Source organism: Roseovarius pacificus (genome assembly GCF_900142665.1).
GTDB lineage: Bacteria > Pseudomonadota > Alphaproteobacteria > Rhodobacterales > Rhodobacteraceae > Roseovarius > Roseovarius pacificus.
Genome location: NZ_FRBR01000004.1, coordinates 33,868 through 57,552, shown reverse-complemented (window position 1 = coordinate 57,552; position 23,685 = coordinate 33,868). Strand labels below are relative to the sequence as shown.

Annotated in this window: 23 protein-coding genes and 1 tRNA gene; 13 read left to right on the top strand and 11 right to left on the bottom strand. The window is 63.7% G+C overall.

Annotated features, from left to right (window positions below; genetic code table 11):
• Positions 1–21: 21 nt before the first annotated feature.
• The 4 genes from BUB53_RS09165 to argH form a co-directional block, all read right to left on the bottom strand.
• Complete coding sequence (locus BUB53_RS09165) at positions 22–2,652, bottom strand: TIGR02302 family protein (protein ID WP_073034420.1); 2,631 nt, start codon at positions 2,650–2,652, stop codon at positions 22–24.
• A gap of 37 nt (positions 2,653–2,689) precedes the next feature.
• A complete protein-coding gene (gene lysA, locus BUB53_RS09160) occupies positions 2,690–3,955 on the bottom strand; it encodes a diaminopimelate decarboxylase (RefSeq protein WP_073034419.1) in 1,266 nt (421 codons plus the stop codon).
• Between the two features lie 153 nt (positions 3,956–4,108).
• Positions 4,109–4,288 carry an argininosuccinate lyase gene (locus tag BUB53_RS09155; protein ID WP_073034418.1) on the bottom strand — a complete coding sequence of 60 codons (180 nt, stop codon included), beginning with the start codon at positions 4,286–4,288 and terminating at the stop codon, positions 4,109–4,111.
• Positions 4,285–5,676, bottom strand: a complete 1,392-nt coding sequence (gene argH / locus BUB53_RS09150) for an argininosuccinate lyase (protein WP_073034417.1) — start codon at positions 5,674–5,676, stop codon at positions 4,285–4,287. Before argH ends, BUB53_RS09155 begins: the two co-directional genes overlap by 4 nt.
• Positions 5,677–5,702: 26 nt before the next feature.
• Here argH and BUB53_RS09145 point away from each other — a divergent pair, with 26 nt between their 5' ends.
• The 6 genes from BUB53_RS09145 to yihA all read left to right on the top strand — a co-directional run bounded on the left by BUB53_RS09145 (position 5,703) and on the right by yihA (position 12,193).
• The gene (locus BUB53_RS09145; protein WP_073034416.1) at positions 5,703–6,272 is read left to right on the top strand and encodes a TlpA disulfide reductase family protein; all 570 of its coding nucleotides are present in this window, start codon (positions 5,703–5,705) and stop codon (positions 6,270–6,272) included.
• A 137-nt stretch (positions 6,273–6,409) separates the two neighbouring features.
• Entirely contained in the window at positions 6,410–7,288 is an 879-nt protein-coding gene (gene ttcA / locus BUB53_RS09140; protein ID WP_073034415.1) for a tRNA 2-thiocytidine(32) synthetase TtcA, read from the top strand.
• Between the two features lie 54 nt (positions 7,289–7,342).
• Positions 7,343–8,872 (top strand): putative bifunctional diguanylate cyclase/phosphodiesterase, encoded by a 1,530-nt coding sequence (locus BUB53_RS09135; RefSeq protein WP_073034414.1) that lies wholly within the window; start codon positions 7,343–7,345, stop codon positions 8,870–8,872.
• A 113-nt stretch (positions 8,873–8,985) separates the two neighbouring features.
• A complete protein-coding gene (gene yidC, locus BUB53_RS09130; RefSeq protein WP_073034413.1) occupies positions 8,986–10,800 on the top strand; it encodes a membrane protein insertase YidC in 1,815 nt (604 codons plus the stop codon).
• Positions 10,797–11,546, top strand: a complete 750-nt coding sequence (locus BUB53_RS09125; protein WP_073034412.1) for an MOSC domain-containing protein — start codon at positions 10,797–10,799, stop codon at positions 11,544–11,546. The genes yidC and BUB53_RS09125 overlap by 4 nt, the downstream gene beginning before the upstream one ends.
• A complete protein-coding gene (gene yihA / locus BUB53_RS09120; RefSeq protein ID WP_073034411.1) occupies positions 11,543–12,193 on the top strand; it encodes a ribosome biogenesis GTP-binding protein YihA/YsxC in 651 nt (216 codons plus the stop codon). The genes BUB53_RS09125 and yihA overlap by 4 nt, the downstream gene beginning before the upstream one ends.
• 7 nt (positions 12,194–12,200) lie before the next feature.
• Here yihA and BUB53_RS09115 read toward each other — a convergent pair whose 3' ends face one another.
• On the bottom strand, positions 12,201–12,632 hold the full coding sequence (locus BUB53_RS09115; RefSeq protein ID WP_229709521.1) for an NUDIX hydrolase: 432 nt from the start codon (positions 12,630–12,632) through the stop codon (positions 12,201–12,203).
• 82 nt (positions 12,633–12,714) lie between these two features.
• Between BUB53_RS09115 and BUB53_RS09110 the strand changes: the two genes are divergently transcribed.
• Complete coding sequence (locus BUB53_RS09110) at positions 12,715–13,968, top strand: DNA polymerase IV (RefSeq protein WP_073034409.1); 1,254 nt, start codon at positions 12,715–12,717, stop codon at positions 13,966–13,968.
• A 3-nt stretch (positions 13,969–13,971) separates the two neighbouring features.
• Here BUB53_RS09110 and BUB53_RS09105 read toward each other — a convergent pair whose 3' ends face one another.
• The gene (locus BUB53_RS09105; RefSeq protein WP_073034408.1) at positions 13,972–14,562 is read right to left on the bottom strand and encodes an NAD(P)H-dependent oxidoreductase; all 591 of its coding nucleotides are present in this window, start codon (positions 14,560–14,562) and stop codon (positions 13,972–13,974) included.
• 89 nt (positions 14,563–14,651) lie between these two features.
• On the opposite strand from BUB53_RS09105, the gene BUB53_RS09100 reads away from it, so the two are divergent.
• On the top strand, positions 14,652–15,275 hold the full coding sequence (locus BUB53_RS09100; protein WP_234983213.1) for a TetR/AcrR family transcriptional regulator: 624 nt from the start codon (positions 14,652–14,654) through the stop codon (positions 15,273–15,275).
• On the opposite strand, the gene BUB53_RS09095 is transcribed toward BUB53_RS09100, so the two are convergent.
• Positions 15,254–16,117 (bottom strand): N-formylglutamate amidohydrolase, encoded by an 864-nt coding sequence (locus tag BUB53_RS09095; protein WP_073034407.1) that lies wholly within the window; start codon positions 16,115–16,117, stop codon positions 15,254–15,256. The genes BUB53_RS09100 and BUB53_RS09095 overlap by 22 nt on opposite strands.
• 146 nt (positions 16,118–16,263) lie before the next feature.
• On the opposite strand from BUB53_RS09095, the gene BUB53_RS09090 reads away from it, so the two are divergent.
• From BUB53_RS09090 to BUB53_RS09080, 3 genes are all read left to right on the top strand, one after another.
• Positions 16,264–16,338, top strand: a tRNA-Val gene (locus tag BUB53_RS09090).
• Positions 16,339–16,419: 81 nt separating this feature from the next.
• A complete protein-coding gene (ykgO, locus tag BUB53_RS09085; RefSeq protein WP_005850168.1) occupies positions 16,420–16,545 on the top strand; it encodes a type B 50S ribosomal protein L36 in 126 nt (41 codons plus the stop codon).
• A 259-nt stretch (positions 16,546–16,804) separates the two neighbouring features.
• On the top strand, positions 16,805–18,061 hold the full coding sequence (locus BUB53_RS09080; RefSeq protein WP_073034406.1) for an NAD(P)/FAD-dependent oxidoreductase: 1,257 nt from the start codon (positions 16,805–16,807) through the stop codon (positions 18,059–18,061).
• Here the strand turns inward: BUB53_RS09080 and BUB53_RS09075 are convergent.
• The gene (locus BUB53_RS09075; protein ID WP_073034405.1) at positions 18,043–18,789 is read right to left on the bottom strand and encodes a glutamine amidotransferase; all 747 of its coding nucleotides are present in this window, start codon (positions 18,787–18,789) and stop codon (positions 18,043–18,045) included. The two genes, BUB53_RS09080 and BUB53_RS09075, sit on opposite strands and share 19 nt — an antisense overlap.
• Before the next feature lie 209 nt (positions 18,790–18,998).
• Here BUB53_RS09075 and BUB53_RS09070 point away from each other — a divergent pair, with 209 nt between their 5' ends.
• A complete protein-coding gene (locus BUB53_RS09070) occupies positions 18,999–20,216 on the top strand; it encodes a 3-deoxy-D-manno-octulosonic acid transferase (protein WP_073034404.1) in 1,218 nt (405 codons plus the stop codon).
• Complete coding sequence (gene lpxK, locus BUB53_RS09065) at positions 20,216–21,217, top strand: tetraacyldisaccharide 4'-kinase (RefSeq protein WP_073034403.1); 1,002 nt, start codon at positions 20,216–20,218, stop codon at positions 21,215–21,217. Before BUB53_RS09070 ends, lpxK begins: the two co-directional genes overlap by 1 nt.
• Before the next feature lie 102 nt (positions 21,218–21,319).
• Here the strand turns inward: lpxK and BUB53_RS09060 are convergent, their stop codons facing one another.
• The 3 genes from BUB53_RS09060 to BUB53_RS09050 are packed head-to-tail and all read right to left on the bottom strand — an operon-like array spanning position 21,320 to position 23,626.
• Positions 21,320–22,432: a CaiB/BaiF CoA transferase family protein gene (locus tag BUB53_RS09060; RefSeq protein WP_073034402.1), complete on the bottom strand. Its 1,113-nt coding sequence runs from the start codon at positions 22,430–22,432 to the stop codon at positions 21,320–21,322.
• Positions 22,432–23,097, bottom strand: a complete 666-nt coding sequence (locus BUB53_RS09055) for a DsbA family protein (RefSeq protein WP_073034401.1) — start codon at positions 23,095–23,097, stop codon at positions 22,432–22,434. Before BUB53_RS09055 ends, BUB53_RS09060 begins: the two co-directional genes overlap by 1 nt.
• A gap of 19 nt (positions 23,098–23,116) precedes the next feature.
• Positions 23,117–23,626: a DUF721 domain-containing protein gene (locus BUB53_RS09050; RefSeq protein WP_073034400.1), complete on the bottom strand. Its 510-nt coding sequence runs from the start codon at positions 23,624–23,626 to the stop codon at positions 23,117–23,119.
• Between the last annotated feature and the right edge of the window lie 59 nt (positions 23,627–23,685).

The window sequence follows — 23,685 nt, the reverse complement described above, 5'->3', positions numbered from 1 at the left end:
GGCGCGTCCAGGGTCCTGACCCTAGAACCTGTCCAGCAGGCGTTTGAGATAATCCAGTTCGATATCCGGGCGCTCGCCCTCGCCCGAGCGGCGGCGGATTTCATCCAGCAATTCGCGCGCCCGGCGATAGACATCCTCGCCCTGCAACAGCGAATCCTGCGTGCCCACCTGGCCGCCCTCTCCCGACAGGCGGCCCAGCGGATCGGACTGTTGCTGGCCCACCTCGCCACGCGCCTGCCCCTGTCCGCCCTGTTGCTGGCGGCGGTTCTCGGCCATGGCTTCGCCCAGGTTGCGCATCCCGTCGCGCAGGGCTTCCATCGCTTCCGACTGACGGTCCAGCGCCTCGGCCAGTTCGTCACCGCGCAGCGCCTCTTCGGCGCCTTCCATGGCGCGGTCCGCCCGCTCCAACGCTTCGCGCGCGGCCTCTCCGGCCTCGCTGCCGCCGCCGGGAAGGTTCCCGCGCTGGCGCTCGAGCTCGCGGCGCAGCGCCTCCTGCCGGTCGGCCAGATCGCCCCCCGGTCCGCCTTGTTCGGCCTGCCGGTCGCCGGGTTGCTGTCCCTGTCCGCCGGGCTGACCCGGCTGACCGCCCTGGCCTTGCCCCTGCTGGCCTTGTTGCTGGTGGCTCTGGCCGCGGCCCTGCCCGCCATCGCGCCCCTCGTTGCCCTGGTTTTGCCCGGCCTGCGCATCGGGATTGAACTGTTCCTGCAAATCGCGGAACGCCTCGTCCGACAGACCCTGCTGGTTGCGCAGGGTTTCGGCCAGCCCCTCCATCGCCTGCTGGCCGGGGTTCTGGCCCTGCTGGCCACCCTGACCCTGGGTGACGCGCATGTTTTCCATCATCCGCTGGAACTCTTCCAGCGCCTGCTGCGCCTCGGCCATGCGGCCCTGTTCCATCAGGTCCTGGATACGGTCCATCATGTCCTGCAAATCCTGCTGGGTCATGCGCATGGCATCCTCGGGCGTCTGGCCCATCTGATCCTGATCGCCGTTCTGCTGATCGCGCTGCGCCTGCTGTATCTTCTGGCGCATGTAATCGTTGGTCGCCTCGCGCAACTCCTGCATCAGCCGCTCGATCTCTTCGGGACTGGCGCCGTTCTTCATCGCCTCGCTCAGCCGCTCCTGCGCCGCGCGCATGCGTTCCAGCGCATCGCCGATATCGCCTTCCTCCAGCGCAATCGCCAGATCCCACAGCGCCTGTGCGGTCTCGTCCCGCGCCTCGTCCGTCAGGCTGTCATGGTGCAGCAGCGTTTCCAGCCGCCGCAGGACCACCCGCAGTTTCAGGTAATCGGTTTCACGGCGAAACAGCCCGTCTTCGGGCCGGTACGACACTGCGCGCAACACCTGAGTCACCCGCCGTGCATTGGCCTTCGACCACAGCAGGTCGCGGCGCTGTTCGATCACCGCCGCCGCCAGCGGATCGAAAAACCGCCGCGCGGGCAGGGCCATCTTTTCCAGCGTGCTGCGCCCGGTATTGCCGCTGGCATCCTCGACCCGCAATTCCAGCGTCACCGGCAGATGCGCCCAGGGATGCTGCGACAGGTTGTCGATCAGCGTCTCGGTAAATTCCACCCGGTCACCAGTGATCGGCATCGGCAGGTCCAGCGTGATCGGCTCGCGCGGCTCGGGCGCGGTCGACAGCCCGTACCGGCGCTCCAGCGCCGCCATATCCAGACGGAAGGTCGCCGTCCCGCCCGTGACCCCGTAATCGTCCGAGGCGCGGAACGGCTGGCTCATCTGCCCGTCGAACGTGGTCTCGGCGCCCTCTCTCAACACCTCCACCGCAGGCGGCAGGTCGGCCAGCGCCAGAATGGTCCAGCTGCGCCCGCCGGGGCCGTCGATGGTCAGTGTTCCGGCGCGGGTGATGTCGAAGGCCTGTTCGGGATCGGTGGCCGCGCCGATATCCTCTGTCCGGTCCGAAACGGTTTCCGACACGCTCAGCGCGCCCACCTCGCCATAAAGGCGCAGGGTCACGCGGCTGCCCTCGGGCACCGAGATCTCACCTTTCTGATCGTTCAGGTAGAGGCTCGGCAGCCCGGTATGGGCAGGCGGTTCGATCCAGCCCTCCCAGGTCGGGCCGCTGGCCAGCGCCGCGCTCCCGCCCGGCGTCAGGCCGGCCACGCTGCCCACCCGCCAGACCGATCCGAACAACAGCGCCACCACCAGCCCCAGCAGGGCGACATAGCGCAACCCGAACGGATCGCGCCGCGCCAGCTTCAGGTCCGGCTCCACCGCACGCGCCTGCGCCGCACGCTCGGCCATCCGGGCCTGATGGGCCCGCCACAGCGCCTCCGAGGCCGGATCGCCGCTGCCCACCGTTTGCGCATCCTGCAATGCGGTCAGCGGATGCCCCGGCAGGCTGGCGTCCAGCCGCGCCAGCGCATCCTCCCGCCCCGGCCAGCGAAACGCCCGCGCGCCAAGACCGGCGAACACCAGCAGCGCCAGCAGGGCGGCGATCATCGCCGACCAGACCAGTTCCAGCGGCAGACTGTCATGCAATCCCAGTATCAACGCCGCCGCGCAGGCCGCGATCACGGTCCAGACCGGCCAGAAGGCACGCACGATCCGTTCGGCGATCAACCCCGCCCATGTCAGGGTCAGGGGCCGCCGCAGCCGGTTCAGCACCGGGGTCAGAGGGGTCGTTTGCCTTGGCATGCTCCGCTCCAGTTCGTGGCCGGACACGCCTTTCGGGTCACAGCCACTCGGGAATGGTATCGCGTTTTATGATCTCGTCAAAGGTCGGACGCTGCCGGATGACGGCAAATTGATGCTCATGCACCAACACTTCGGGGATCAGCGGGCGGGTATTGTACTCGCTCGACATCACCGCACCATAGGCCCCGGCGCTGCGAAACGCCACCAGATCGCCCTCGCCCACCGGCGGCAACATGCGCCCCCTGGCAAAGGTATCGCCCGATTCGCACACCGGCCCCACCACGTCATAAGGCGCCTGCTCGGCCCCCGGCGCGGGTTCCTGCACCGGCACGATATCGTGATGCGCGTCATACATGGCGGGCCGGATCAGATCGTTCATCGCCGCGTCGAGAATAAGGAAGTCGCGCCCCTCGCCGGATTTGCGGTAGATCACCCGGCTCACCAGAATACCGGCATTGCCGACCACCAGACGCCCCGGCTCGATCTCGATCTCGCATCCCAGATGCCCCAGCGTATCCTTGATCAACTGGCCGTATTCCGTCGGCAGGGGCGGCGCGTCGTTCGAGCGCGTGTAGGGAATCCCAAGCCCCCCGCCCAGATCCAGCCGCCGGATGTCGTGCCCGTCGCGCCGCAGCACCCCCGTCAATTCCGCCACCTTTTCATAGGCCAGACGGAACGGCTCCAACTCGGTCAGCTGGCTGCCGATATGCACGTCGATCCCGACCACCTCCAGCCCCGGCATCGCGGCGGCTTCGGCATAAACCTCGCGCGCCCGCGCAATCGGGATGCCGAACTTGTTCTCGCTCTTGCCGGTCGCGATCTTGGCATGGGTTTTCGCATCCACATCCGGGTTCACCCGCACGGCAATCGGGGCCGTCACCCCCAACTCCAGCGCCACGGCGTTCAGCGCCGCCATCTCCGGCTCGCTTTCCACGTTAAACTGCCGGATGCCGCCCTCCAGGGCCTGCCGCATTTCCTCGCGCGTCTTGCCGACGCCGGAAAACACGATCCGCTCACCGGGCACGCCCGCCGCACGGGCGCGCGCATATTCCCCGCCCGAGACCACGTCCATCCCCGCGCCCAGCGCCGCCAGCGTTTTCAGGATCGCCTGATTGCTCGCCGCCTTCATCGCATAGCACACCAGATGCTCGGTGCCCTCCAGCGCCTCGTCGAACAGGCGGAAATGGCGGGTCAGCGTGGCGGTGGAATAGCAATAGAACGGCGTGCCCACCGCCTCGGCGATCTCGGCCACCGGCACATCCTCGGCAAACAACTGCCCGTTTCGATACAGAAAATGGTCCATGGCCCGCGCCCCTTTACACCCAGCCGCCCCTTACCTCTGCGCAGGGCGGTTGCAATCCGGGGCGTTACGCCCCTGCTTCTTGTTGGCAAAAATACTCAAAATCCCGCCGTTTCAACCCCGCCCGACCCCCGGACGGGACAACGGCGGCCCGCCTCACAGGGCCACGCCCATCCCGACCCTGACATTGCCGCGCCGCAGCGTCGTTCCGACCGCGCCGTGCACCCCGTGCGAGCCAACCCCGACACTGGCCTGCGCCGTCGGGCGAATCGGCTCGCCATCCGCGCCGCACCCGGCCAGGGCGGCCAGCATCAGAACACCGAAAATCCGTGTCATCCCAATATCTCCTTCCAGCGCGCGACCTGCACGCGCACCTGTTCGGGCGCCGTGCCGCCATAGCTGGTGCGCGAGGCAACCGAATTATGCACGCCCAGCACATCATAAACCGCCTGCGTGATATCGCCATGCACCGATTGCATCTCCGCAAGGCTCAACTCGGGCAGGTCGCACCCCTTGCCCTCGGCCAGCGCCACCAGCGACCCGGTCACGTGATGCGCCTCGCGGAACGGCATGCCCAGCACCCGCACCAGCCAGTCGGCCAGATCGGTCGCCGTGGAAAAGCCCGACCCGGCAGCGGCTTCCAGATTGTCGCGGTTCGCGCTCATGTCGCGCACCATGCCCTCCATCGCGGCCAGCGCCAGCATCAGGTTGTCGGCGGCGTCGAATACCTGTTCCTTGTCTTCCTGCATGTCCTTGGAATAGGCCAGCGGCAGCCCCTTCATCACCGTCATCAGCGCCACGTTCGCCCCGAAAATCCGCCCGATCTTGGCGCGGATCAGTTCGGCGGCGTCCGGGTTCTTCTTCTGCGGCATGATGCTGGACCCGGTCGAGAACCGATCCGACAACGCCACAAAGCGGAACTGCGCACTGGACCAGATCACCAGTTCCTCGGCCATCCGGCTCAGGTGCATGGCGCAAATGCTGGCCGTGCTCAGGAATTCCAGCGCGAAATCCCGGTCGCTCACCGCATCCAGCGAATTGGCCGAAGGCCGCTCGAACCCCAGCGCCTTCGCCGTCATCTCGCGGTCGATCGGAAAGGACGTGCCCGCCAGCGCCGCCGCCCCCAAGGGGCATTCGTTCATCCGTGCACGCGCATCGCGCACCCGGCTCAGGTCACGACCGAACATTTCCACATAGGCCATCATGTGATGCCCCCATGTGACGGGCTGCGCGGTTTGCAGATGGGTGAATCCCGGCATCACCCAATCGGCCCCGGCCTCGGCCTGCACCAGCAGCGCCCCGATCAGCGCCAGCAGCGCGCCTTCGGTGGCATCGAGCTGATCGCGCACCCACAGCCGGAAATCCGTGGCCACCTGATCGTTGCGGCTGCGGCCCGTATGCAGCCGCCCCGCCGCATCGCCGATGATCTCTTTCAGCCGCGCCTCCACATTCATGTGGATGTCCTCCAGCGCGGTCGAGAATTCGAACGTCCCGCCTTCGATCTCTGACAAGACCGTGAGCAGGCCTTCCCTCATCGCCTCGGCATCACTATCACTGACAATGCCCGTCGCCGCCAGCATGGCGGCATGGGCGCGCGACCCGGCGATATCCTGTGCCGCCATCCGCTTGTCGAACCCGATCGAGGCATTGATCGCCTCCATGATCGCGTCCGGTCCGGCGGCAAAGCGGCCGCCCCACATCTGGTTCGAGGTCGTGTCGGTCATGTCTGTCTCAGCCCTTCGGAGGGAAAATGAAGTTCATTCGTTACGGTTTCCTTTATATGGCGCTCGCGCTCGGTGCAAACGCCGCCTTGGCCGATACCGCCGCGCTCGAAGCCCTGCGCGAAGGTGACATGAAAAAGCTGACCTTCCACGCCACGCCGCAGGCCGCGCCCGCCACCGCGTTCGAACGCGAAGACGGCTCTTCGGGGGCACTGGCGGATTACGCGGGCAAGCATGTGGTGCTGAATTTCTGGGCCACATGGTGCGCCCCCTGCCGCAAGGAAATGCCCATGCTGTCCGAGCTTCAGGCCGAACTGGGCGGCGATGCGTTCGAGGTCGTCACCATCGCCACGGGCCGCAACCCGCCCCCCGCGATGAAAAAGTTCTTCGACGACATCGGCGTCGACAACCTGCCGCTCCACCGCGACCCCAAAAGCGCGCTGGCCCGCGAAATGGGCGTGTTCGGCCTGCCCATCACCGTGATCCTCGACCCCGAGGGCCAGGAAATCGCCCGGATGCAGGGCGACGCCCACTGGAATTCCGACAGCGCCAAGGCGATCCTCACCGCGCTGATCGAGGGGCAGGCAGGCGGGGGCTGAAAGGCGGATTTGCGTCCATGATGGACACGAATTTCCCCGGACCCCCCTGGTTTCGTACAAAACCCGCGTACACATCGTACGTTTCGTACGAAACGCGGCCCCTTGTCCGGCGACTGGAAATTCCCTAAAGCCTCCTCATGCTGGACGACGCCCAAGATATCCATCCGCTCTTTGCCGGTGCCCCCTCGACCACCGAGTTCAGGAAGCTGCGCAAACGCATCGTGCGCCAGACGCGCGAGGCGATTGATCATTTCAGCATGGTCGAAAAAACCGATACGCCCCCCAAATGGCTGGTCTGCCTGTCCGGCGGCAAGGACAGCTATACCCTGCTCGCCGTATTGCACGAGTTGAAATGGCGCGGTCTTCTCCCGGTCGAGATTCTGGCCTGCAATCTGGATCAGGGTCAGCCCGGTTTCCCGGCCACTGTGTTGCCGGAATTCCTTGAAAACAAGGGCGTTCCGCACCGGATCGAATATCAGGACACCTATTCCGTCGTGGTCGACAAGGTGCCGCAGGGCCGCACCTATTGCGCGCTCTGCTCCCGCCTTCGCCGCGGCAATCTCTATCGCATCGCCCGTGAAGAGGGGTGCTCGGCGGTGGTGCTCGGCCATCACCGCGACGACATTCTCGAAACCTTTTTCATGAACCTCTTCCATGGCGGACGGCTGGCCACCATGCCGCCCAAGCTGCTCAACGAAGAGGGCGACCTGTTCGTGTATCGCCCGCTGGCCTTCGTGGCCGAGGCCGATTGCGAAAAATTCGCGAAATCAATGAATTACCCGATTATCCCCTGTGATCTCTGCGGCTCGCAGGACGGCTTGCAGCGTCAGCAGGTCAAACAGATTCTGGATGGCTGGGAAGCCAACTCGCCGGGCCGCCGTCAGGTCATGTTCCGCGCCCTGATGAACGCCCGCCCCTCGCATTTGCTCGACCCGAAACTCTTTGATTTCGAGGGGTTGGAGCGCGGATCGCTAAAAGTCGACGCAAATCCCGAGGCCCTGCCCCGGCTGCGTTAAGCCGCTGTTGACGACCGGGGGCTAAGGTCGCCCCACACGGTCGGAGCGCGGCACATGCCACAATCGCAAAACAAGGGTCCCAAACCGCATCGGGCACGCGCATGGCCCACGCGCGAGAACCTTGCGATTCTGATACTCCTGGCCGGGCTGGCGGTGGGCAGCATCGCCTTCGGCGCTCAAACGGTCCTTATGGCACTGGTTCTGGGCCTGCCCGCCACTTTCCTCATGACAGGCGTCGTCATGCGTCTTAACGGATTACACCCGGCGCAACGCACCGACCGGGAACCGCTCTGCACAGCGCTGGATGCCGCCATACGCACGGCCCGAAGGCGTTCGGCACACACCGCCTGTATTCTGCTTCAGATCGACGAGCCCGACGATCTGATCCGTCAATTCAATCCCGATGCCGCCGAAGACATTTCGCGCCATACACTGAACCGCCTCGACAGGATATTGCGCCGGGGGGATCAGATTTTTGAGTTGAACACCGGAAAACTGGCAATCGCGCTGCGCCCCTCGCGGCGGCTGACCATTGATGCCGCGCTGCATATCGCCAGGCGGCTGCACGCGGCAGCGGAAGAGCCCGTATCACTGAACACTGTGACCGTCTGCCCAACCGTATCGACCGGCCTGTGCCTCGACACGCAATTGACACGGTCGACCGGACGGGCGCTTGTGGACGCCGCCGAACTCGCCCTGGACGAAGCCCGCCGCAGCGGACCCTCGTCCATCCGCGCCTTTGCCCCGGATATGCGGCGACTACCGGCCCGTGCGCATCTCGCGGATGACGAACTGACCCGCGCATTGAACCATGGTGAATTCCTGCCGTGGTTCCAGCCGCAGATATCGACCGACAGCGGCGCCCTCAGCGGGGTGGAGGCCCTTGCACGCTGGAACCATCCCACCCGTGGCATTCTGGGGCCCGCGGACTTCCTGCCACTGCTGGAACAGACCGGGCAGCTTGAAGCCCTTGGGCGCACGATGCTCGAACACTGCCTGACCACCCTGCGCGAATGGCAGGCATCGGGCCTCTATGTCCCCCGTATCGGGCTGAATCTGTCGCCAACGGAACTGCGACAGCCCGGCATGATCAATCATATCAGCTGGGAACTGGACCGGCACGAGATTGCTCCCGACCGGCTGGCCATCGAAGTGCTCGAAACCGTCGTCGCCCAATCCCCCGGCGATACCGTGACCCGCAACATCAATGCCCTGGCGCGTCTTGGATGCCTGATCGACCTGGACGATTTCGGCACGGGGCATGCCTCGTTGTCGTCGCTGCGCCGCCTCGCGGTGGGTCGGCTCAAGATCGACCGCTCCTTCGTGACCGGCATCGACGGCGACCGGGATCAGCAACGTATGGTCTCGGCCATCCTGTCGATGTCCGAGCGCCTCGGTCTGGAAACCCTGGCCGAAGGCGTGGAGACCGCCGGAGAGCACGCCATGCTTGCACAGCTCGGGTGCGGGCATGTGCAGGGATTCGGAATTGGCCGCCCGATGCCCGCCGCCGACATGCCCGCATGGGCCGCCCGCCACCGCAACCGCCTGGCACAGCTTCCCGGTATTGAGCGGACCGCGGGCTGACACGGCCAGACAATCACCCCCCATTGCCCGTATTTCCCGGAATCCCCTTGACCTTTGGCCTCGCACTCTGTTGAACCGCGGTGACTGAAAACAGAGACGGGTGGCCATCTGCGATGGATGATCAGAACAAGAACCTAATCCTTGCGACAGCGCTCAGCTTCATCGTGATCCTGGTCTGGTTCGTGCTGTTCCCGCCGCCCGACACACCGCAAGACGCCGACACGACGGCCACCACGCAAACCGAAGCAAGCGCCGACACCACAGCATCGGCCCCACGCACCGCCACGGGTGCCGCCGATACCGCGACAGAAGCCGCAGGAACCGATGCCGCCTCCGACGCGCCGCGCGTTGCAATCGAAACGCCCAGCCTGGAAGGCTCCGTTTCGCTGTTGGGCGGCCGGATCGACCAACTGGCCTTGCGCAAATACCGCGAAACGCTCGAACCCGGCTCCGACATCGTTACGCTCTTGTCTCCCGTGGGCAGCAACAACGCCTATTATGCGTTGTTCGGCTGGGCCCCCGGCCAGGGGCTGAACGCTGAAACGGTGCCCGGCGCCAACACCATGTGGCAGGTGGAAAGCGGCGACACGCTGACCCCGGACAGCCCCCTGACCCTGGTTTGGGATAACGGGGCCGGGATGACATTCCGCCGTGAAATCAGCGTTGACGAAGATTTCATGTTCACTGTCACCCAGACGGTCGAAAACACCGGCTCCACAACCGCATCGCTGGCCCCTTACGGCATTCTGGCACGACATGGCGAACCCGCCGACCTGAAGAACTTCTTCATCCTGCACGAAGGCGCCATTCGCATGGTCGATGGCGAACTGACCGAGACCGACTACGACGATTTCGAACCGGCGTCGGACCACAAGGAGAGCGCCGTCGAGGAAAGCGGCTGGATCGGCTTCACCGACCATTACTGGATGACGACGCTGATTCCCGGCGATGCGGGCGCGCGTTTCACCACCTTCAGGGACACCCGCCGCGACATCTATCAGACCACGTCCAAGCAACGCACCGAGACCCTGGAACCGGGGCAGAGCGCCACTGTGTCCACCCGGCTGTTCGCCGGGGCCAAGGAATGGGCCACGATCCGCAGCTATCAGAACGATGCCGGGATCGACCGTTTCCTCGACTCGATTGACTGGGGCTGGTTCTTTTTCCTGACCAAGCCGATTTTCGCCGTGCTGCACTGGCTGAACGCCACGCTGGCGGGCATGGGCCTGACCGGCTCGATGGGGTGGGCGATCATCGGCCTCACGCTGTTCATCAAGGCGCTTCTGCTGCCGCTGGCCTTCAAATCCTACGTCTCAATGGCGAAGATGAAGGAACTTCAGCCGCAGATGGAGCAAATCAAGGAAGCGGCGGGCGACGACCGGCAGGCGCTGCAAAAGCAGATGATGGAGCTTTACAAGAAGGAAAAGGTCAACCCGGCCTCGGGCTGCCTGCCCATCCTTCTGCAAATCCCGATCTTCTTTTCGCTCTACAAGGTGATCTTCGTCACACTGGAGCTGCGCCATGCGCCCTGGATCGGCTGGATCAAGGACTTGTCCGCACCCGACCCGTCCTCGCTTTATAACCTCTGGGGGGCTCTCCCCTGGGACGCGCCCGAGCCCGGCTCGATCCTCGCGCTCATCTTCATCGGTATTTTGCCGCTGCTTCTGGGGATTTCGATGTGGCTCCAGCAAAAGCTGAACCCGGCCCCCACCGATCCGACGCAACAGATGATCTTTGCGTGGATGCCATGGGTGTTCATGTTCATGCTGGGCAGCTTTGCCAGCGGGCTGGTGATCTACTGGATTGCGAACAACACGATCACGTTCTCGCAACAATACCTGATCATGCGCACTCAGGGATATAGACCCGACGTTCTGGGCAACATCAAATCCAGCTTCAAACGCAAATCCCGGTCAGATCAGAAATGACCGGCCGGGTCGCCGCTCTCTGGCGCCACCCGATCAAGTCGCATGGACGCGAACCACTTGACCGGGTGACCCTGACCGCCGGACAGACCATGCCATGGGACCGGCGATGGGCCGTCGCCCATGAACTTGCCAAGGCCGACAACAGCGCATGGTCGCCCTGCGCCGAATTTTCGCGCGGCGCCAAAGCGGCCTCGCTCATGGCCATCAACGCTCAAAGCGACCCGCAGGCCGGCACGGTCACACTCAGCCACCCCGACCGGCCTGACCTGACCTTCGATCCCGACGGGCAAGCACAGGCGTTTCTGGATTGGGTACGCCCGTTGATGCCGGTCAACCGGGCGCAATCCACGCGGCTGGTGCGTGTGTCCGGCCGGGGCATGACCGATACCGATTACCCCTCGGTCAGCCTGCTGAACCTGGCGTCGAACGACGCCATGACCCAAGCCATGGATCAGGATATTTCCCCCCTCCGGTGGCGGGGAAACATCCACCTGTCCGGCCTGCCCGCCTGGGCCGAGTTCGACTGGATCGGCCATACGCTGCGGATCGGCGAGGCCGAGGTGCGGGTGCGCGAACCGATCAAACGCTGCATGGCCACCACCGCCAACCCCGCAACCGGGCAGCGCGACGCCGATACGCTCGGCACGCTGAACACCCGGTTCGGGCACCAGAATTTCGGTGTCTACGCCGAGGTGGTGAAAAGCGGCGACATCGCCACCGGCGATACCATCGAGGTGCTGACATGACCCTGCCTTTCCCACTGGCCGAAGCGCCGGACGAAGAAACCTCGGAACAGGGCCGCAAACTTTTTGCCGGGCCGGTCGATTTCCTCAAGGGGGTCGTCGCCATGTCGGGCCTGCCCGCCGCCGACCGGGCCGAAGTGTGCTTTGCCGGGCGTTCGAACGTCGGGAAATCCAGCCTGATCAATGCGCTGACCGGCCGCAAGGCCATTGCGCGCGCCTCGAACACGCCGGGCCGCACGCAGGAAATCAACTTTTTCACCCTGGGCGAAAGCCATTACCTGGTCGATCTTCCCGGCTATGGTTTTGCCAACGCCCCGCTTCCCAAGGTCGAGGCGTGGCAAAGGCTGCTCAAGCAATACCTGTCGGGCCGCCCCAACCTGCGCCGGGCTTTCGTCCTGATCGACGCGCGCCACGGGATCAAAGCGGTGGACGAGGAAATTATGAGCTTGCTGGACAGTTCCGCCGTGACTTTCCAATGCGTTCTGACCAAGGCCGACAAGCTGAAGGCAGGTGAGCGCGAAAAAGTGCTGGATCAGGTTCGCGGCAAGCTGGTGAAACACCCCGCCGCTTTCCCCGAACTGGTTCTGACCTCCAGTGAAAAAGGCGAAGGGATCGCAACCCTGCGCGCTATTGTCGCCACGCTGGAGTAACCGTGGGTCAACCGCGCAAATAGGCACGCAACCGGTCGCGGAAATGTGGGATGGCCTGCGCATGCGCCGCATATTCATGGGGCGGCATCAGGGCCCATCCCGTGCCCTCGTTCCCAAAAACCACGTCTTGCACACGGTCCCCCGGCAGATGAGCCGCAAAGAACCATGCGCGGATGGGTTCGTTATAAAAACGCTGCCAGATCAGATCGTCGGGCGTCAGGATCAGCCCCACCTCTTCGCGGGTTTCGCGCAGGACGCAATCTGTCGGCGTTTCGCCCGCTTCACGCCCGCCGCCCGGCACGTCCAAACGTCCGGGCCATGGAATATCCGGACGATGGTCGCGCCGGATCGTCAACAACTCATTCCCCAGAAACAAAAACAGCTTGGTCCCGTCGAAATGCTCGGTCCCGTGCATGGCGTCCCCCTGTGGCCTTTTCATGCAGACCTTTCCCCGCAAGCAGTGTAGTCTGCACGCATCCGCGTTACAAACCCGGACAAAGCCCACAACAGCCCGATCCGCAATGCCTGCCCTTTGCCGCGACTGCCTGACCGAATTCGATACCGGCCCGCGCTGCCCCGCCTGCCGCAGCCCCCGTGTCGTGGCCCATGACGAGCTGTTCGACCTCTCCATCGCCCATATGGACTGCGATGCCTTCTATGCCAGCGTCGAAAAGCGCGATAATCCCGATCTGGCCGACAAGCCCCTGATCATCGGCGGCGGGCGGCGCGGGGTGGTTTCGACCGCTTGCTATATCGCCCGCATTCGCGGCGTGCGTTCGGCCATGCCGATGTTCAAGGCGCTTGCATTGTGCCCCGACGCGGTGGTGCAAAAACCGAGGATGGAGGTCTACGCGCAGGTTTCGCGCCAGATCCGCGCCATGATGGAAGATCTCACACCCTCGGTCGAGCCGCTGTCGCTGGATGAGGCCTTCATGGACCTCACCGGCACCGCCCGCCTGCATGGTGCGCCACCCGCCGTCATGCTGGCGCGGCTGATCAAACGCATGCGCGACGAGTTGGCGCTGACCGGCTCGATCGGGCTGTCCCACAACAAGTTTCTCGCCAAGATCGCCTCGGACCTCGACAAGCCACACGGGTTTTCAGTGATCGGCAGGGCGGAAACCGCCGATTTCCTGCATGACAAGCCGGTCAGCCTGATCTGGGGCGTTGGGCAGGCCACACGCGGCGCACTGGACAGGGCAGGCATCCGCACCATCTCGGACCTGCTCAGATGGGACCGCCAGGACCTGATCGCGCGCTTCGGGTCGATGGGGGATCGGCTATGGCACCTTGCACGCGGGCAGGACGCGCGGCGCGTCTCGGCCAATACGCCGATCAAATCCGTATCCAACGAAACCACCTTCTCTCAGGATATCGCCGATACCGAAATCCTCGACGGGCATCTGTGGCGCCTGTCCGAAAAAGTGTCGGATCGCACCAAGGCCAGGGGCATCGCGGGCCGGGTGGTCACGCTCAAGCTCAAGCGCGCCGATCACAGCCAGCTGACCCGCCGCATCGCCCTGCGCGACGCCACTCAAATGGCCGACACGATCTATCGTACCGCCCGCGCGTTATTGGATCAGGTCGATGGCCGGGCGCCCTATCGCCTGATCGGGGTGGGGCTGTCCGACCTGATCCCGCAGGACGGGGCCGACCGCTCGGGCGATCTGCTGGACCCGCAGGCGGTGCGCCGCAGCAAGGCCGAACGCGCCACCGACAGTATCCGCGCGAAATTCGGCAGTGACGCGATTCGCAAGGGGCGCTCCCTGCGCTGACGCTCACGCCCCCTGCGCCCCGATACGCCTTACCTTTGCCAGCCAACGCTGCGCCTGTCCGTCCTTCGGATGGCTCGCCGCCGCGAAATAGGTAAACCGCGTCGGCTTGATCCCCACAAACCCAAGGATCTGCCCACGGACCTGACGTATCATGGCGTTGCCGTACCTAACCCGCAGGAACCAGCCCGGAGTGTCGGCTGTCAGAACCACCCGCGCACTGCGCCCACCCAACATGGGGGCAGGCATACCCAGTTTCGTCACCCGCGTGTCGAAACTGCGCCCCGGCAGAAATGCCCGGTCGAACAATCCTTTCAGCTTGGCGGGCAGGCCACCCCACCACATGGGCGTCACCATCACCAGATGCTCGCACCATTCGATATCCTGCATCACCTGTTCCAATGCCGGTTCCAGTGGCTTCGGATCGCGATATCCGGCCCGTTCGTAATCCATATCGAAGGCAAGATCGTTCAGATGCACCAACCGCACATTGTGCCCCGCCGCCTGTGCCGCGTCTGAATAGGCTTCCGCAAGGCCCCGGCAGAGCGATTGTCGGGCCGGGTGCCCATCGAGGATGAAAATACGTTTCCGTGACATGAGTCTCTCCAAATTTGACCTCGGTCACTTTCATACTTAAAAAATGACCCCGGTCAATTATTAATTTGACCCCGGTCAAAATTCATGGCATGTCAACGCTCATGGCCCGTGCTGTGCAACAAAGAACCCTGAAAACCCGCGCCCGGCTGACCGACGCCGCGCGCCAGATCATCGCGGAATACGGCTATGAAGGGCTGCGTATCGAAGAGGTCGTCAAACGGGCCGGTGTCGCCAAGGGCACCTTCTTTGCACATTTTCATGACAAGGATGCGTTGATGGACATCCTGATCGGCGCCGAGATCGACTCGTATCTCGACCGGATCGAGGTGTGCAGCCCCCCTCGAACCATCGACGATCTGCTGGATGCCCTCTTGCCGCTGCTCGAATTCATGAGCTGTGAACGCTATGTTTTCGATGTGATCCTACGCCATTCCGGCGCCGCTGCCTGCGATGCCATCGGCCCCATCGCCGAAACCTTCGCGCGGCACGACGCGGTTGTGGCCGAATGGCTGGCCGACGGGCCATTTCGCAATGATGTCTCGCCCGATTTGCTGGCCCAGGGAATACAGGCGTTTTCCGTTCAGTCGATTGCGCTCAACTTCTGCGCCATCAACAATACGGTGCCCCTGCGAACTCGTCTGTCCGAATACCTGACCGCCTGGCTGCTACCCGACAGCCAGAGCGCCGCTGCTCACTCCGCCGCCAGGGCCTGATGCGCGGGGCGGCCGATTGCCGCGATTTCGGCGATCACGCCATTCAACACGTTGCGAAACGCCTCGAAATGGCCATTGGGCCGGATCAACTGTTCGTTCATGTAAAGCGCCCGGTCGATTTCGATCTGCACCGCATGGCGGTTGCGTGACGGGCGGCCATAGCGTTGCGTCACATAGGCCCCGGCAAAGGGCGTGTTGCGTGTCACGACCAGCCCGGCCGAGGTAAAAACCTCTTCGATACGATCCACGATCCCGGGGGCGGCGGCGGCCCCGAACCTGTCCCCCAGCACCACCTCGGGACGGCGGATGCCGGTACGCGCGATGGTATCCATCGCCTCATGCGGCATGGAATGGCAATCAATCAGAATCGCCTGCCCGAACATCAGATGCGCCTGATCCAACTGCGCGCTCAGGGCTTCGTGATAGGGTCGCCAATAGGTGTCGATGCGGCGCTCCGCCTCGGCCATCGTGATCTTGCCGGTATAGATCGCCTGCCCGTTGGCCACGACCCGTGGAATGACCCCCAACCCCGAGGCGATCCGCGGGTTGTGCCCGGATTTGCGCACCCCCTCGATCAGGGCCGGGTCCAGCTCTTCTTCCGACCGGTTCAGATCGACATACGCCCGTGGCGCACCGGCCTTTATGAACGGCGCCCCATAGCGCGGTGCATCCTGAAAAAGCTGGTCGACAAAGGCATCTTCCGAACTGCGCACCGTATGGTCGTTCAGGTTCGTCCGGCGCAGGAAAGACCACGGATAATCCCGCCCGCTATGAGGAGATGAGAAGACCACTGCGGTGGTCCGGCGCTGCGGGTGCGTCAGGTGATAAGCGGCTTTCGGCATGGTCTCTCCGTGATTGAGGTATCATAGACCGAAATTGTCGTTCTAAAAGCCCTTGATCCCCTGTCCGACTCCTTTTATAGACCCCTCTCACCGGCGCGGCTTTCCGCGCCCCTGTTTTTTGGGGCAAGGGTCGTGTTGGCATTCATGGGCGATTAGCTCAGCGGTAGAGCACTTCGTTGACATCGAAGGGGTCACAAGTTCGAACCTTGTATCGCCCACCATGAATTCATCGCTTCGCGCCCCGCCGCAAAGCACCCGCAACCCAAGGCGCTGGCCCGCGCCGCGACAGACAGGAGACGACCATGAAGGTTCGCAACTCGCTCCGCTCGCTGAAGAACCGGCACCGCGATTGCCGTGTCGTGCGCCGCAAAGGCCGCGTTTACGTCATCAACAAGACGCAGCGTCGCTTCAAGGCGCGTCAGGGCTGACTTCGTTCCCCTGACCGAAATGAACAAACCCCGCCCTCCGGCGGGGTTTTTCTTTGGAACATCGCAACGGCGCGCGCGGTGTTAACCATGCTGAGGCACGGTGCGGATACCGACGCGATACCGACGCGATACCGAACCGGATTTTCCCAGTTAACCAAACGGCTTACACCCGATTCGCCGCCCGCCGCCAATCCACCCCTTGCCCCCGCCCCAAACCTCCGCTTAGCTGCATCGCGAAACAGCCGACCGGACCCCAGCCATGAGCACCCCGAAAAAGACCATCGTCATTGGCGCAGGCATCTGCGGCCTCAGCACCGCCATCTGGCTGCGCCGGGCAGGACATGACGTAACGCTGCTGGATCGCGATGGGCCGGGCGCGGGGGCCTCGTTTGGCAATGCGGGACTGTTGGCGCAATGGGCGATGGTGCCGGTGAACACACCCGACCTGCTGCCTACCGCATTGAAATACATACTGAATCCCAAGTCCCCCTTGTTCCTGCAATGGTCTTATCTGCCCCGGCTGACCCCATGGCTGGCCCGGTTCGTGGCCAACGCCAATGAACGCGACTGCCGCCGCGCCGTTCAGGCCCTGATCCCGCTGATCACCGACAGCGTCGACCAACACAAGGCCCTGACCCGCGGCACACTGGCCGAAAAATGGATTGCCACCAGTGACTTGGGCTATGCCTACGAAAGCCGGGCCGCGTTCGAGGCCGACGCCTATACCTGGGCGATCAAGGCCGAGTCAGGCATGGTTCCAGAGGTTCTGGAAGGCCCCGCCGTGCAAGAGGCCGAACCGATCCTCGGCCCCGCCACCCAATGCCTCGCGCTGCTCAAAGGCCATGGTCACATCACCGATCCGGGGGCCTATATGCTTGATCTTGCAAAGGTTTTGCAGGGCGAAGGCGGCACCTATCGCCGCGCCGAAGTGCATGACCTCACCCTGACGGACGGGCACGTCACCGCCGTTCAAACCGATCAGGGGTCATTCCCTTGCGATCATGCCGTTCTGGCGGCCGGGATATGGTCAAAGACCCTGATGCGCAAACTGGGGATCAAGGTGCAACTCGAAGCTGAGCGCGGCCACCATCTGCATTTCAAGGGACCGTCGCAGATGCCGCGCAATCCCTTGATGATGTCCAAGGGCAAGTTCGCCGTGAACCCCATGGCCACCGGGCTGCGCTGTGCCGGGACGGTCGAACTTGGAGGGATAGACAAGGGGCTGTCGCGCAGGCCTCTCAACCACATAAAATCCCATACAAAACAAGCGTTTCCGAACCTGACCTATGACAGTGTCGAGGAATGGGTGGGCTTTCGGCCCTCCACCCCCGACAGCCTGCCACTGGTTGGGGAACTGGGCAAAACCGGGGTATTCGCGGCCTTCGGGCATCAGCATATCGGCCTGACCGCCGGGCCGAAAACAGGGCGCATCGTGACGGCACTGATCGACGGGCAGGCCCCGAACATCAACCTGGCGCCTTATGACGCCAACCGCTATCACGCCCCCGCGCGGTAACGCGTCACGAAGTTGCGCAAGACGCGTTCCGGTGCATATACGTCGGCGGCGCGGCACATCTCGATCAGGTCACTGGCGGTGTCCGGCGGGAAATAGCCGCGATGCTTATATATATTGATCCGGGTTTCAAACCCTGCGGCATCGGCCTCGGGGTGGAACTGGGTGGCATAAACGTTCTGCCCATGGCGCACCATCTGGAACGGGCAGGTCGGAGAACTGACAAGATGCGCGCACCCCTCGGGCAGGGTTTGCAACGCCTCCTTGTGGCCGACAAAGGCCTGAAACGCCTCCGGCACCCCCTCCAGAAGCGGGTCGGCCCGGCCCGCGTCAGTGAGTGCACAATCCGAGGTTCCCACCGGTTCGCCATAGCAAGCCTTGCTGACATCGCCATTCAGGTGTTTTCCAAGGATACCAATGCCATAGCAGCACCCAAGAAACGGAAAATCACGCCCTGTGATGGCCGGCATCAAGGACAGAACCTGCGTTTCGATCCTGGCTTCGATCTCGGATTTATCTTCGGGATCATCGCTGACACAGCCCGGCCCACCCCCCACGATCACACCCGCCAGATCATCCAGTGAGAGTGCCTCGGGCAGCGCCACCTGATCCAGGCGAATCCGCCATGTCTCATCTTCGCTCAGTCCAGCCTTGTGCAGGATTGCGGCATACTCATCGTCGGCAGCCTCGGTTTCGGGGCGCAGTTGAAGGATCAGAAAGGGCTTGGTCATGGCGATGTCCGGTTGTTCCGCTCAGGTCTGGTGGCCTGTTTCCCAAGGCCCGTCAAGGCCGTGACGGATCACGGGCATGCGCTTGACCCCGCCCGACGATCAACTACGCTGCGCAGCGCCCTCATTCGCGCGTAAGGAAGTTCGATGACACAGCGCATGCATCCTGCTCCAAGCCCTATTCCGGTCAGCGCACAGATATGAGAGCCCCGATGCGTCGATCGCTCAGTCTTGCGGCCTATCTGGCCATGACGCGCCGCGCGCCCCAGGACGCCTTGGGTCCTGTTCAGGCACGCCCCGAGGGTGAACTTATCTGGGCTCATGCCGTGGAGCCGGGTCATGCCGATGCCCTGTGCCAGATGGCCGAACGGCTGGCTGCGCAACGCCCCGGCCTGCATATGCTTCTGACCTCGCGTCATGCCGATGTGCTTGAGATGCGTAAAGGGACCAGCATCATCCGGGCCAAACTGCCCGAAGACACCGTGCAGAACGCCGAGGCTTTCCTCGATCACTGGTCTCCGGATATTTGCCTTTGGACCGGGGGCGATCTGCAACCCGCCTTCATCACCTGCGCCGAGCAGCAGAACGTGCCGATGTATCTGGTCGACGCCGAAGAGCGCCTGATGGACAAGCCAAGCTGGAGGTGGTTCCCCGATCTGCCCCGCGCCATTCTGGATCGCTTTGCACTGATCCTCGCCCGGAATGCCAACACGGCGCGATTTCTCAGACGGATCGGCGTGCGCGACACGGAAATTTCCGTCACCGGCCCATTCCAGGAGGGCGCGCTGACACTGCCCTATAACGAAAGTGACCGTGACGAGTTGAGCCGTTTGCTGCGCGGGCGCCTGGTGTGGCTGGCCGCGATGATTCAGCCGCAGGAAACAGACGTTGTTCTACAAGCACATCGCATAACCAGCCGCCTTGCGCACCGGTCATTGCTGGTTCTCGTACCCGATGATCCTGCAACCGGGCAGACGTTCAAACAGAAGCTCGATCAGGATGGCTGGCGCAGTGTCGTATGGTCGACAGGTACGATGCCCGAGGAAACCACACAGGTCATTCTGGCCGATACATACGGAGAAATGGGGCTGTGGTATCGGGTTGCGCCGATCACCTTCATGGGCAGTTCACTGGAGGCCGGGCAATGGGGGCGCGATCCGAACGAACCCGCGGCGCATGGGTCGGCGATCCTTTACGGGCCGAACGTGCGGCGGTATCTGTCGGGGTATTCCCGGTTTGCCGAGGCGGGGGCGGCGCGGATCGTGCGGGATGCGGACACTCTGGCGGCGGCGGTGCAGCGGCTGATCCCGCCCGACCAATCCGCCGCGATGGCCCATGCGGCCTGGGACGTGGCCTCGCAAAGTGCTGGAGTCACTGACAAAATTCTGGATCTGGTCCAGGACACGCTGGACGTGATGGGAGCCAAGTGATGCGCGCACCGGGGTTTTGGTTCACATCGCCCGACAAGCCCGCGTTTTGGGCGCGGATCTTGTCTCCGGCGGGGGCGCTTTATGCCGCCGGAACCGCCCGAAGGGTGGCCGAAAAACCAAGCTATGTATCTGAAATTCCAGTGATTTGCGTGGGCAACATCAATGCGGGCGGGACGGGCAAGACGCCGACGGTCATCGCGTTGGTGCAGCATTTGCAGAACATGGGCAAAACCGTGCATGTGGTGTCGCGCGGGCATGGGGGATCGCTGGACGGGCCGGTCGAGGTCAGCGAAAAAACCCATACATCGCAAGAGGTTGGCGACGAACCATTGCTGATCGCGGCCTTCACCCGGATATGGGTGGCGAAGGACCGGGCGAAGGCGGCGGAAGCGGCGGAAGAAGCTGGCGCGGATGTGATCCTGATGGATGACGGACACCAGAACCCATTGATCAAAAAGGATATTTCACTGATTGTCGTGGATGCCGTGCAAGGGTTCGGCAATGGGCGGTGCATTCCGGCCGGGCCATTGCGCGAACCTGTGGAGGCGGGGTTGGAGCGGGCGGACATGGTGCTGTCGATCGGGCCCGGGGCGGCGCAGAAGAGCTTTGCGAAAACATGGGGGCATTGCCTGAACCTGCCGCATATGACAGGGCATCTGGCGCCGCTTCGGACCGGGATGGACTGGGCCGATACGCGGTTCCTGGCCTTTGCGGGGATCGGGCATCCGGCGAAATTCTTTGCGACATTACAAGGGCTTGGCGCCGATCTGGTGCGTGCCGAAGCGCTGGAGGATCACCAGCCGCTGACGCAATCCCTGATGGCACGGCTGGAGAACGAGGCGAAACTGCTGAACGCGCAACTGGTCACCACGGAAAAGGACGCGGTGCGCCTGCCGGGCGAGTTCCGGCAGAAGGTTCTGACCCTGCCCGTGCGGCTGGAAATCGACGACTGGACCCCGCTGAACGAGGCGCTGGCGCGCGTGGGCCTGACGCCGGGGTGAGTTTCGTACGTTTTGTACGAAGTGTACGCGGGTTTTGTACGAAATACGGGGCCTCTGCGCGAAACTGCGTCCATCATGGGCGCAATTTCGCGGTTCGGGGCGCTAGTCGTCCTGCCCCAGCCGGGGCGAGGGACGGTCCAGCGAAAGGTCGGACTCCGAAAACCGGAAGGGCGAGCGCACACCCGGCACGCCCTCGGGATCGACACGCATCCCGCGCGCCCGAACCTGCGGGTCGTCGAACACCTCGGCCAGATCGTTGATCGGCCCGGCAGGCACGCCCTGTTCTTCGCAGGCGGCGAGAAGACCGGCCTTGGAAAAGGTTTTCGTGCGCGCCGTCAACACTTCGTCAAGCTTTTCGCGGTTGGATACACGGGCGGGATTCGTCGCATAGCCCGGATCGTCGGCCAGTTCGGGACAGCCCAGAAGACCGCAGAACCGGCGGAATTGCCCGTCATTGCCCACGGCGATGATGATGTAGCCGTCGGAACAGTCGAACACCTGATAAGGGGACAAGTTGGGATGAAAATTGCCAAGCCGCCCCGGCGGCGTTCCGGTGGACAGATAGTTCATCGCCTGATTGGCGGTGACGGACACGGCGACATCCAGAAGCGCCATGTCGATATGCTGCCCCTGCCCGGTGGCATGGCGGCGGTGCAGCGCGGCCAGAATGGCCGTGGTGGCGTAGACGCCGGTGAATACGTCGGTCACGGCAACGCCCACCTTGGTCGGTTGCCCGTCGGGGTGGCCGGTGATCGACATCAGACCCGACATGCCCTGAATGATGTAATCGTACCCGGCGCGGTGGGCATAGGGGCCGTCCTGCCCGAACCCGGTGATCGAGCAATAGATCAGGCCGGGATTGAGGGCGCGCAGGCTGTCGTAATCCAGCCCGTACCTGGCCAGCCCGCCGACCTTGAAATTCTCGATCACGATATCGGCGTCGCGGATCATGTCGCGCACCTGCGCCTGCCCCTCGGGCGTGCGAAAATCCACGGTGACCGAAGACTTGCCGCGATTGCAGGAATGGAAATAGGCGGCCGAGCGATCACCGTCACGTTCAATAAAGGGCGGGCCCCATTGGCGGGTGTCGTCGCCTGCGGGGCTTTCGACCTTGATCACCTCGGCGCCCAGATCGGCAAGCGTCTGACCGGCCCAGGGGCCGGCCAGGATACGGGCCAGTTCAACGACCTTGAGGCCGGATAGCGGTGCGCTCATCAGTTGGCCAGTTGTTTTTCGATGACGTCCTTGAGTTCATCATACGGCATGTTGGAATATTTCTTGCCGTCAATGACCAGCGAGGGGGTCGAATCGATGTCGTGCTCCTCGGCGTTCTGCTGATACCACGCGACCAGCGTCTTGGCCTTGTCCTGATCCGACAGGCAGGCCTCGATCTGGTCTTCGCCAAGGCCCGCGACCTTGCCCAGCTTGCGCAGGCCATTGGCCGCCTGCACCGGGTCGCCCGAGCCGATCCATTCCTTCTGCTTGTCGAAAATCAGCGAGGACAGGCCGAAAAAGCGTTGTTCGCCGCCGCAACGGGCCACCATCGAAGCCCAGAGGCCCAGACGATCGAAATACACGTCGCGATAGATGAAATGCACCTTGCCGGTGTCGATATAGTCCGACTTGAGCTTCCTGAACTGGTCGGCATGGAAGGTGGCGCAATGCGGGCAGGTGAACGAGGCGTATTCGATCACCGTGACAGGCGCATCGGCGTCGCCCAGTGTCATCTCGGTGACCGACGAGGTGTCGATATCCGCAGCTTCCTGCGCGCTGGCCGCGAAGGGCAGGTCGGTCGGGTTGGCGGGGGTCGAGGCCAGCCAATAGGCCGCACCGGCAACGAGGGTAAGGCAGAGGGCCGCGATGGCGGTCATTCGGGTCATTCAGGTCACCTTTCGGGATCTAGCGTTTGGTCTTGGATAAAACGTTCTGCCCAAGGGCTTCAAGCGCCGTTCTGAGCGCCGTGTCGCCGATGGGCGCGGTCAGGTCCGCGGCGCGGGCCTGAGTCTGGGGGTCGGGCGCGGCGGCTTCGGGCCGGACCGGGCGGTGGTTGAAACTGACCTGCCCTTCGGCAAAACCGGTGGGCGCGGTTTGCGTGACGCGAATGCGCGAAATGGCGTTATAGCCGTAAACGGCATTCACCTTTTCGCGCAGCTGTTCCTTTTGCATTTCCAGCATCGGGGCCTGCGCGCCGGTGGTCAGCACGGTCAGCGTGGCGCCAAGGCCCTGCCGCCCGTAGGAGACATTCACGGGCCGCGCGATGGCGGCGATATCGGCCCCCACGATTTCCGGCCAGTGGGTGAGCAGACGGGTCTGCGCAAAGCCGCGCGATTCCGAGGCGTGGCGGATGCGGCCCTGCACCAGTTGGGCCGTCCGCTTGAAACCGCGTGTCGTGCTGTCGCGTTTGGGCATGGGTGGCATCCTCGACTTGGGCGCTATCTTAGGGCATGTGACAGGCCATGCCAGTGTGA

Excerpts from the sequence above, each read along its gene's own strand:
- BUB53_RS09070 (WP_073034404.1), top strand. The coding sequence starts at position 18,999 with ATGCGTCGATCGCTCAGTCTTGCGGCCTATCTGGCCATGACGCGCCGC.
- BUB53_RS09095 (WP_073034407.1), bottom strand. The coding sequence starts at position 16,117 with ATGCCGAAAGCCGCTTATCACCTGACGCACCCGCAGCGCCGGACCACC.
- BUB53_RS09145 (WP_073034416.1), top strand. The coding sequence starts at position 5,703 with ATGAAGTTCATTCGTTACGGTTTCCTTTATATGGCGCTCGCGCTCGGT.
- BUB53_RS09110 (WP_073034409.1), top strand. The coding sequence starts at position 12,715 with ATGCCTGCCCTTTGCCGCGACTGCCTGACCGAATTCGATACCGGCCCG.
- ykgO (WP_005850168.1), top strand. The coding sequence starts at position 16,420 with ATGAAGGTTCGCAACTCGCTCCGCTCGCTGAAGAACCGGCACCGCGAT.
- BUB53_RS09105 (WP_073034408.1), bottom strand. The coding sequence starts at position 14,562 with ATGTCACGGAAACGTATTTTCATCCTCGATGGGCACCCGGCCCGACAA.
- lysA (WP_073034419.1), bottom strand. The coding sequence starts at position 3,955 with ATGGACCATTTTCTGTATCGAAACGGGCAGTTGTTTGCCGAGGATGTG.
- BUB53_RS09050 (WP_073034400.1), bottom strand. The coding sequence starts at position 23,626 with ATGCCCAAACGCGACAGCACGACACGCGGTTTCAAGCGGACGGCCCAA.
- ttcA (WP_073034415.1), top strand. The coding sequence starts at position 6,410 with ATGCTGGACGACGCCCAAGATATCCATCCGCTCTTTGCCGGTGCCCCC.
- BUB53_RS09165 (WP_073034420.1), bottom strand. The coding sequence starts at position 2,652 with ATGCCAAGGCAAACGACCCCTCTGACCCCGGTGCTGAACCGGCTGCGG.
- BUB53_RS09080 (WP_073034406.1), top strand. The coding sequence starts at position 16,805 with ATGAGCACCCCGAAAAAGACCATCGTCATTGGCGCAGGCATCTGCGGC.
- BUB53_RS09060 (WP_073034402.1), bottom strand. The coding sequence starts at position 22,432 with ATGAGCGCACCGCTATCCGGCCTCAAGGTCGTTGAACTGGCCCGTATC.
- BUB53_RS09055 (WP_073034401.1), bottom strand. The coding sequence starts at position 23,097 with ATGACCCGAATGACCGCCATCGCGGCCCTCTGCCTTACCCTCGTTGCC.
- yihA (WP_073034411.1), top strand. The coding sequence starts at position 11,543 with ATGACCCTGCCTTTCCCACTGGCCGAAGCGCCGGACGAAGAAACCTCG.
- BUB53_RS09135 (WP_073034414.1), top strand. The coding sequence starts at position 7,343 with ATGCCACAATCGCAAAACAAGGGTCCCAAACCGCATCGGGCACGCGCA.
- lpxK (WP_073034403.1), top strand. The coding sequence starts at position 20,216 with ATGCGCGCACCGGGGTTTTGGTTCACATCGCCCGACAAGCCCGCGTTT.
- BUB53_RS09125 (WP_073034412.1), top strand. The coding sequence starts at position 10,797 with ATGACCGGCCGGGTCGCCGCTCTCTGGCGCCACCCGATCAAGTCGCAT.
- yidC (WP_073034413.1), top strand. The coding sequence starts at position 8,986 with ATGGATGATCAGAACAAGAACCTAATCCTTGCGACAGCGCTCAGCTTC.
- BUB53_RS09115 (WP_229709521.1), bottom strand. The coding sequence starts at position 12,632 with ATGAAAAGGCCACAGGGGGACGCCATGCACGGGACCGAGCATTTCGAC.
- BUB53_RS09075 (WP_073034405.1), bottom strand. The coding sequence starts at position 18,789 with ATGACCAAGCCCTTTCTGATCCTTCAACTGCGCCCCGAAACCGAGGCT.
- BUB53_RS09155 (WP_073034418.1), bottom strand. The coding sequence starts at position 4,288 with ATGACACGGATTTTCGGTGTTCTGATGCTGGCCGCCCTGGCCGGGTGC.
- BUB53_RS09100 (WP_234983213.1), top strand. The coding sequence starts at position 14,652 with ATGTCAACGCTCATGGCCCGTGCTGTGCAACAAAGAACCCTGAAAACC.
- argH (WP_073034417.1), bottom strand. The coding sequence starts at position 5,676 with ATGACCGACACGACCTCGAACCAGATGTGGGGCGGCCGCTTTGCCGCC.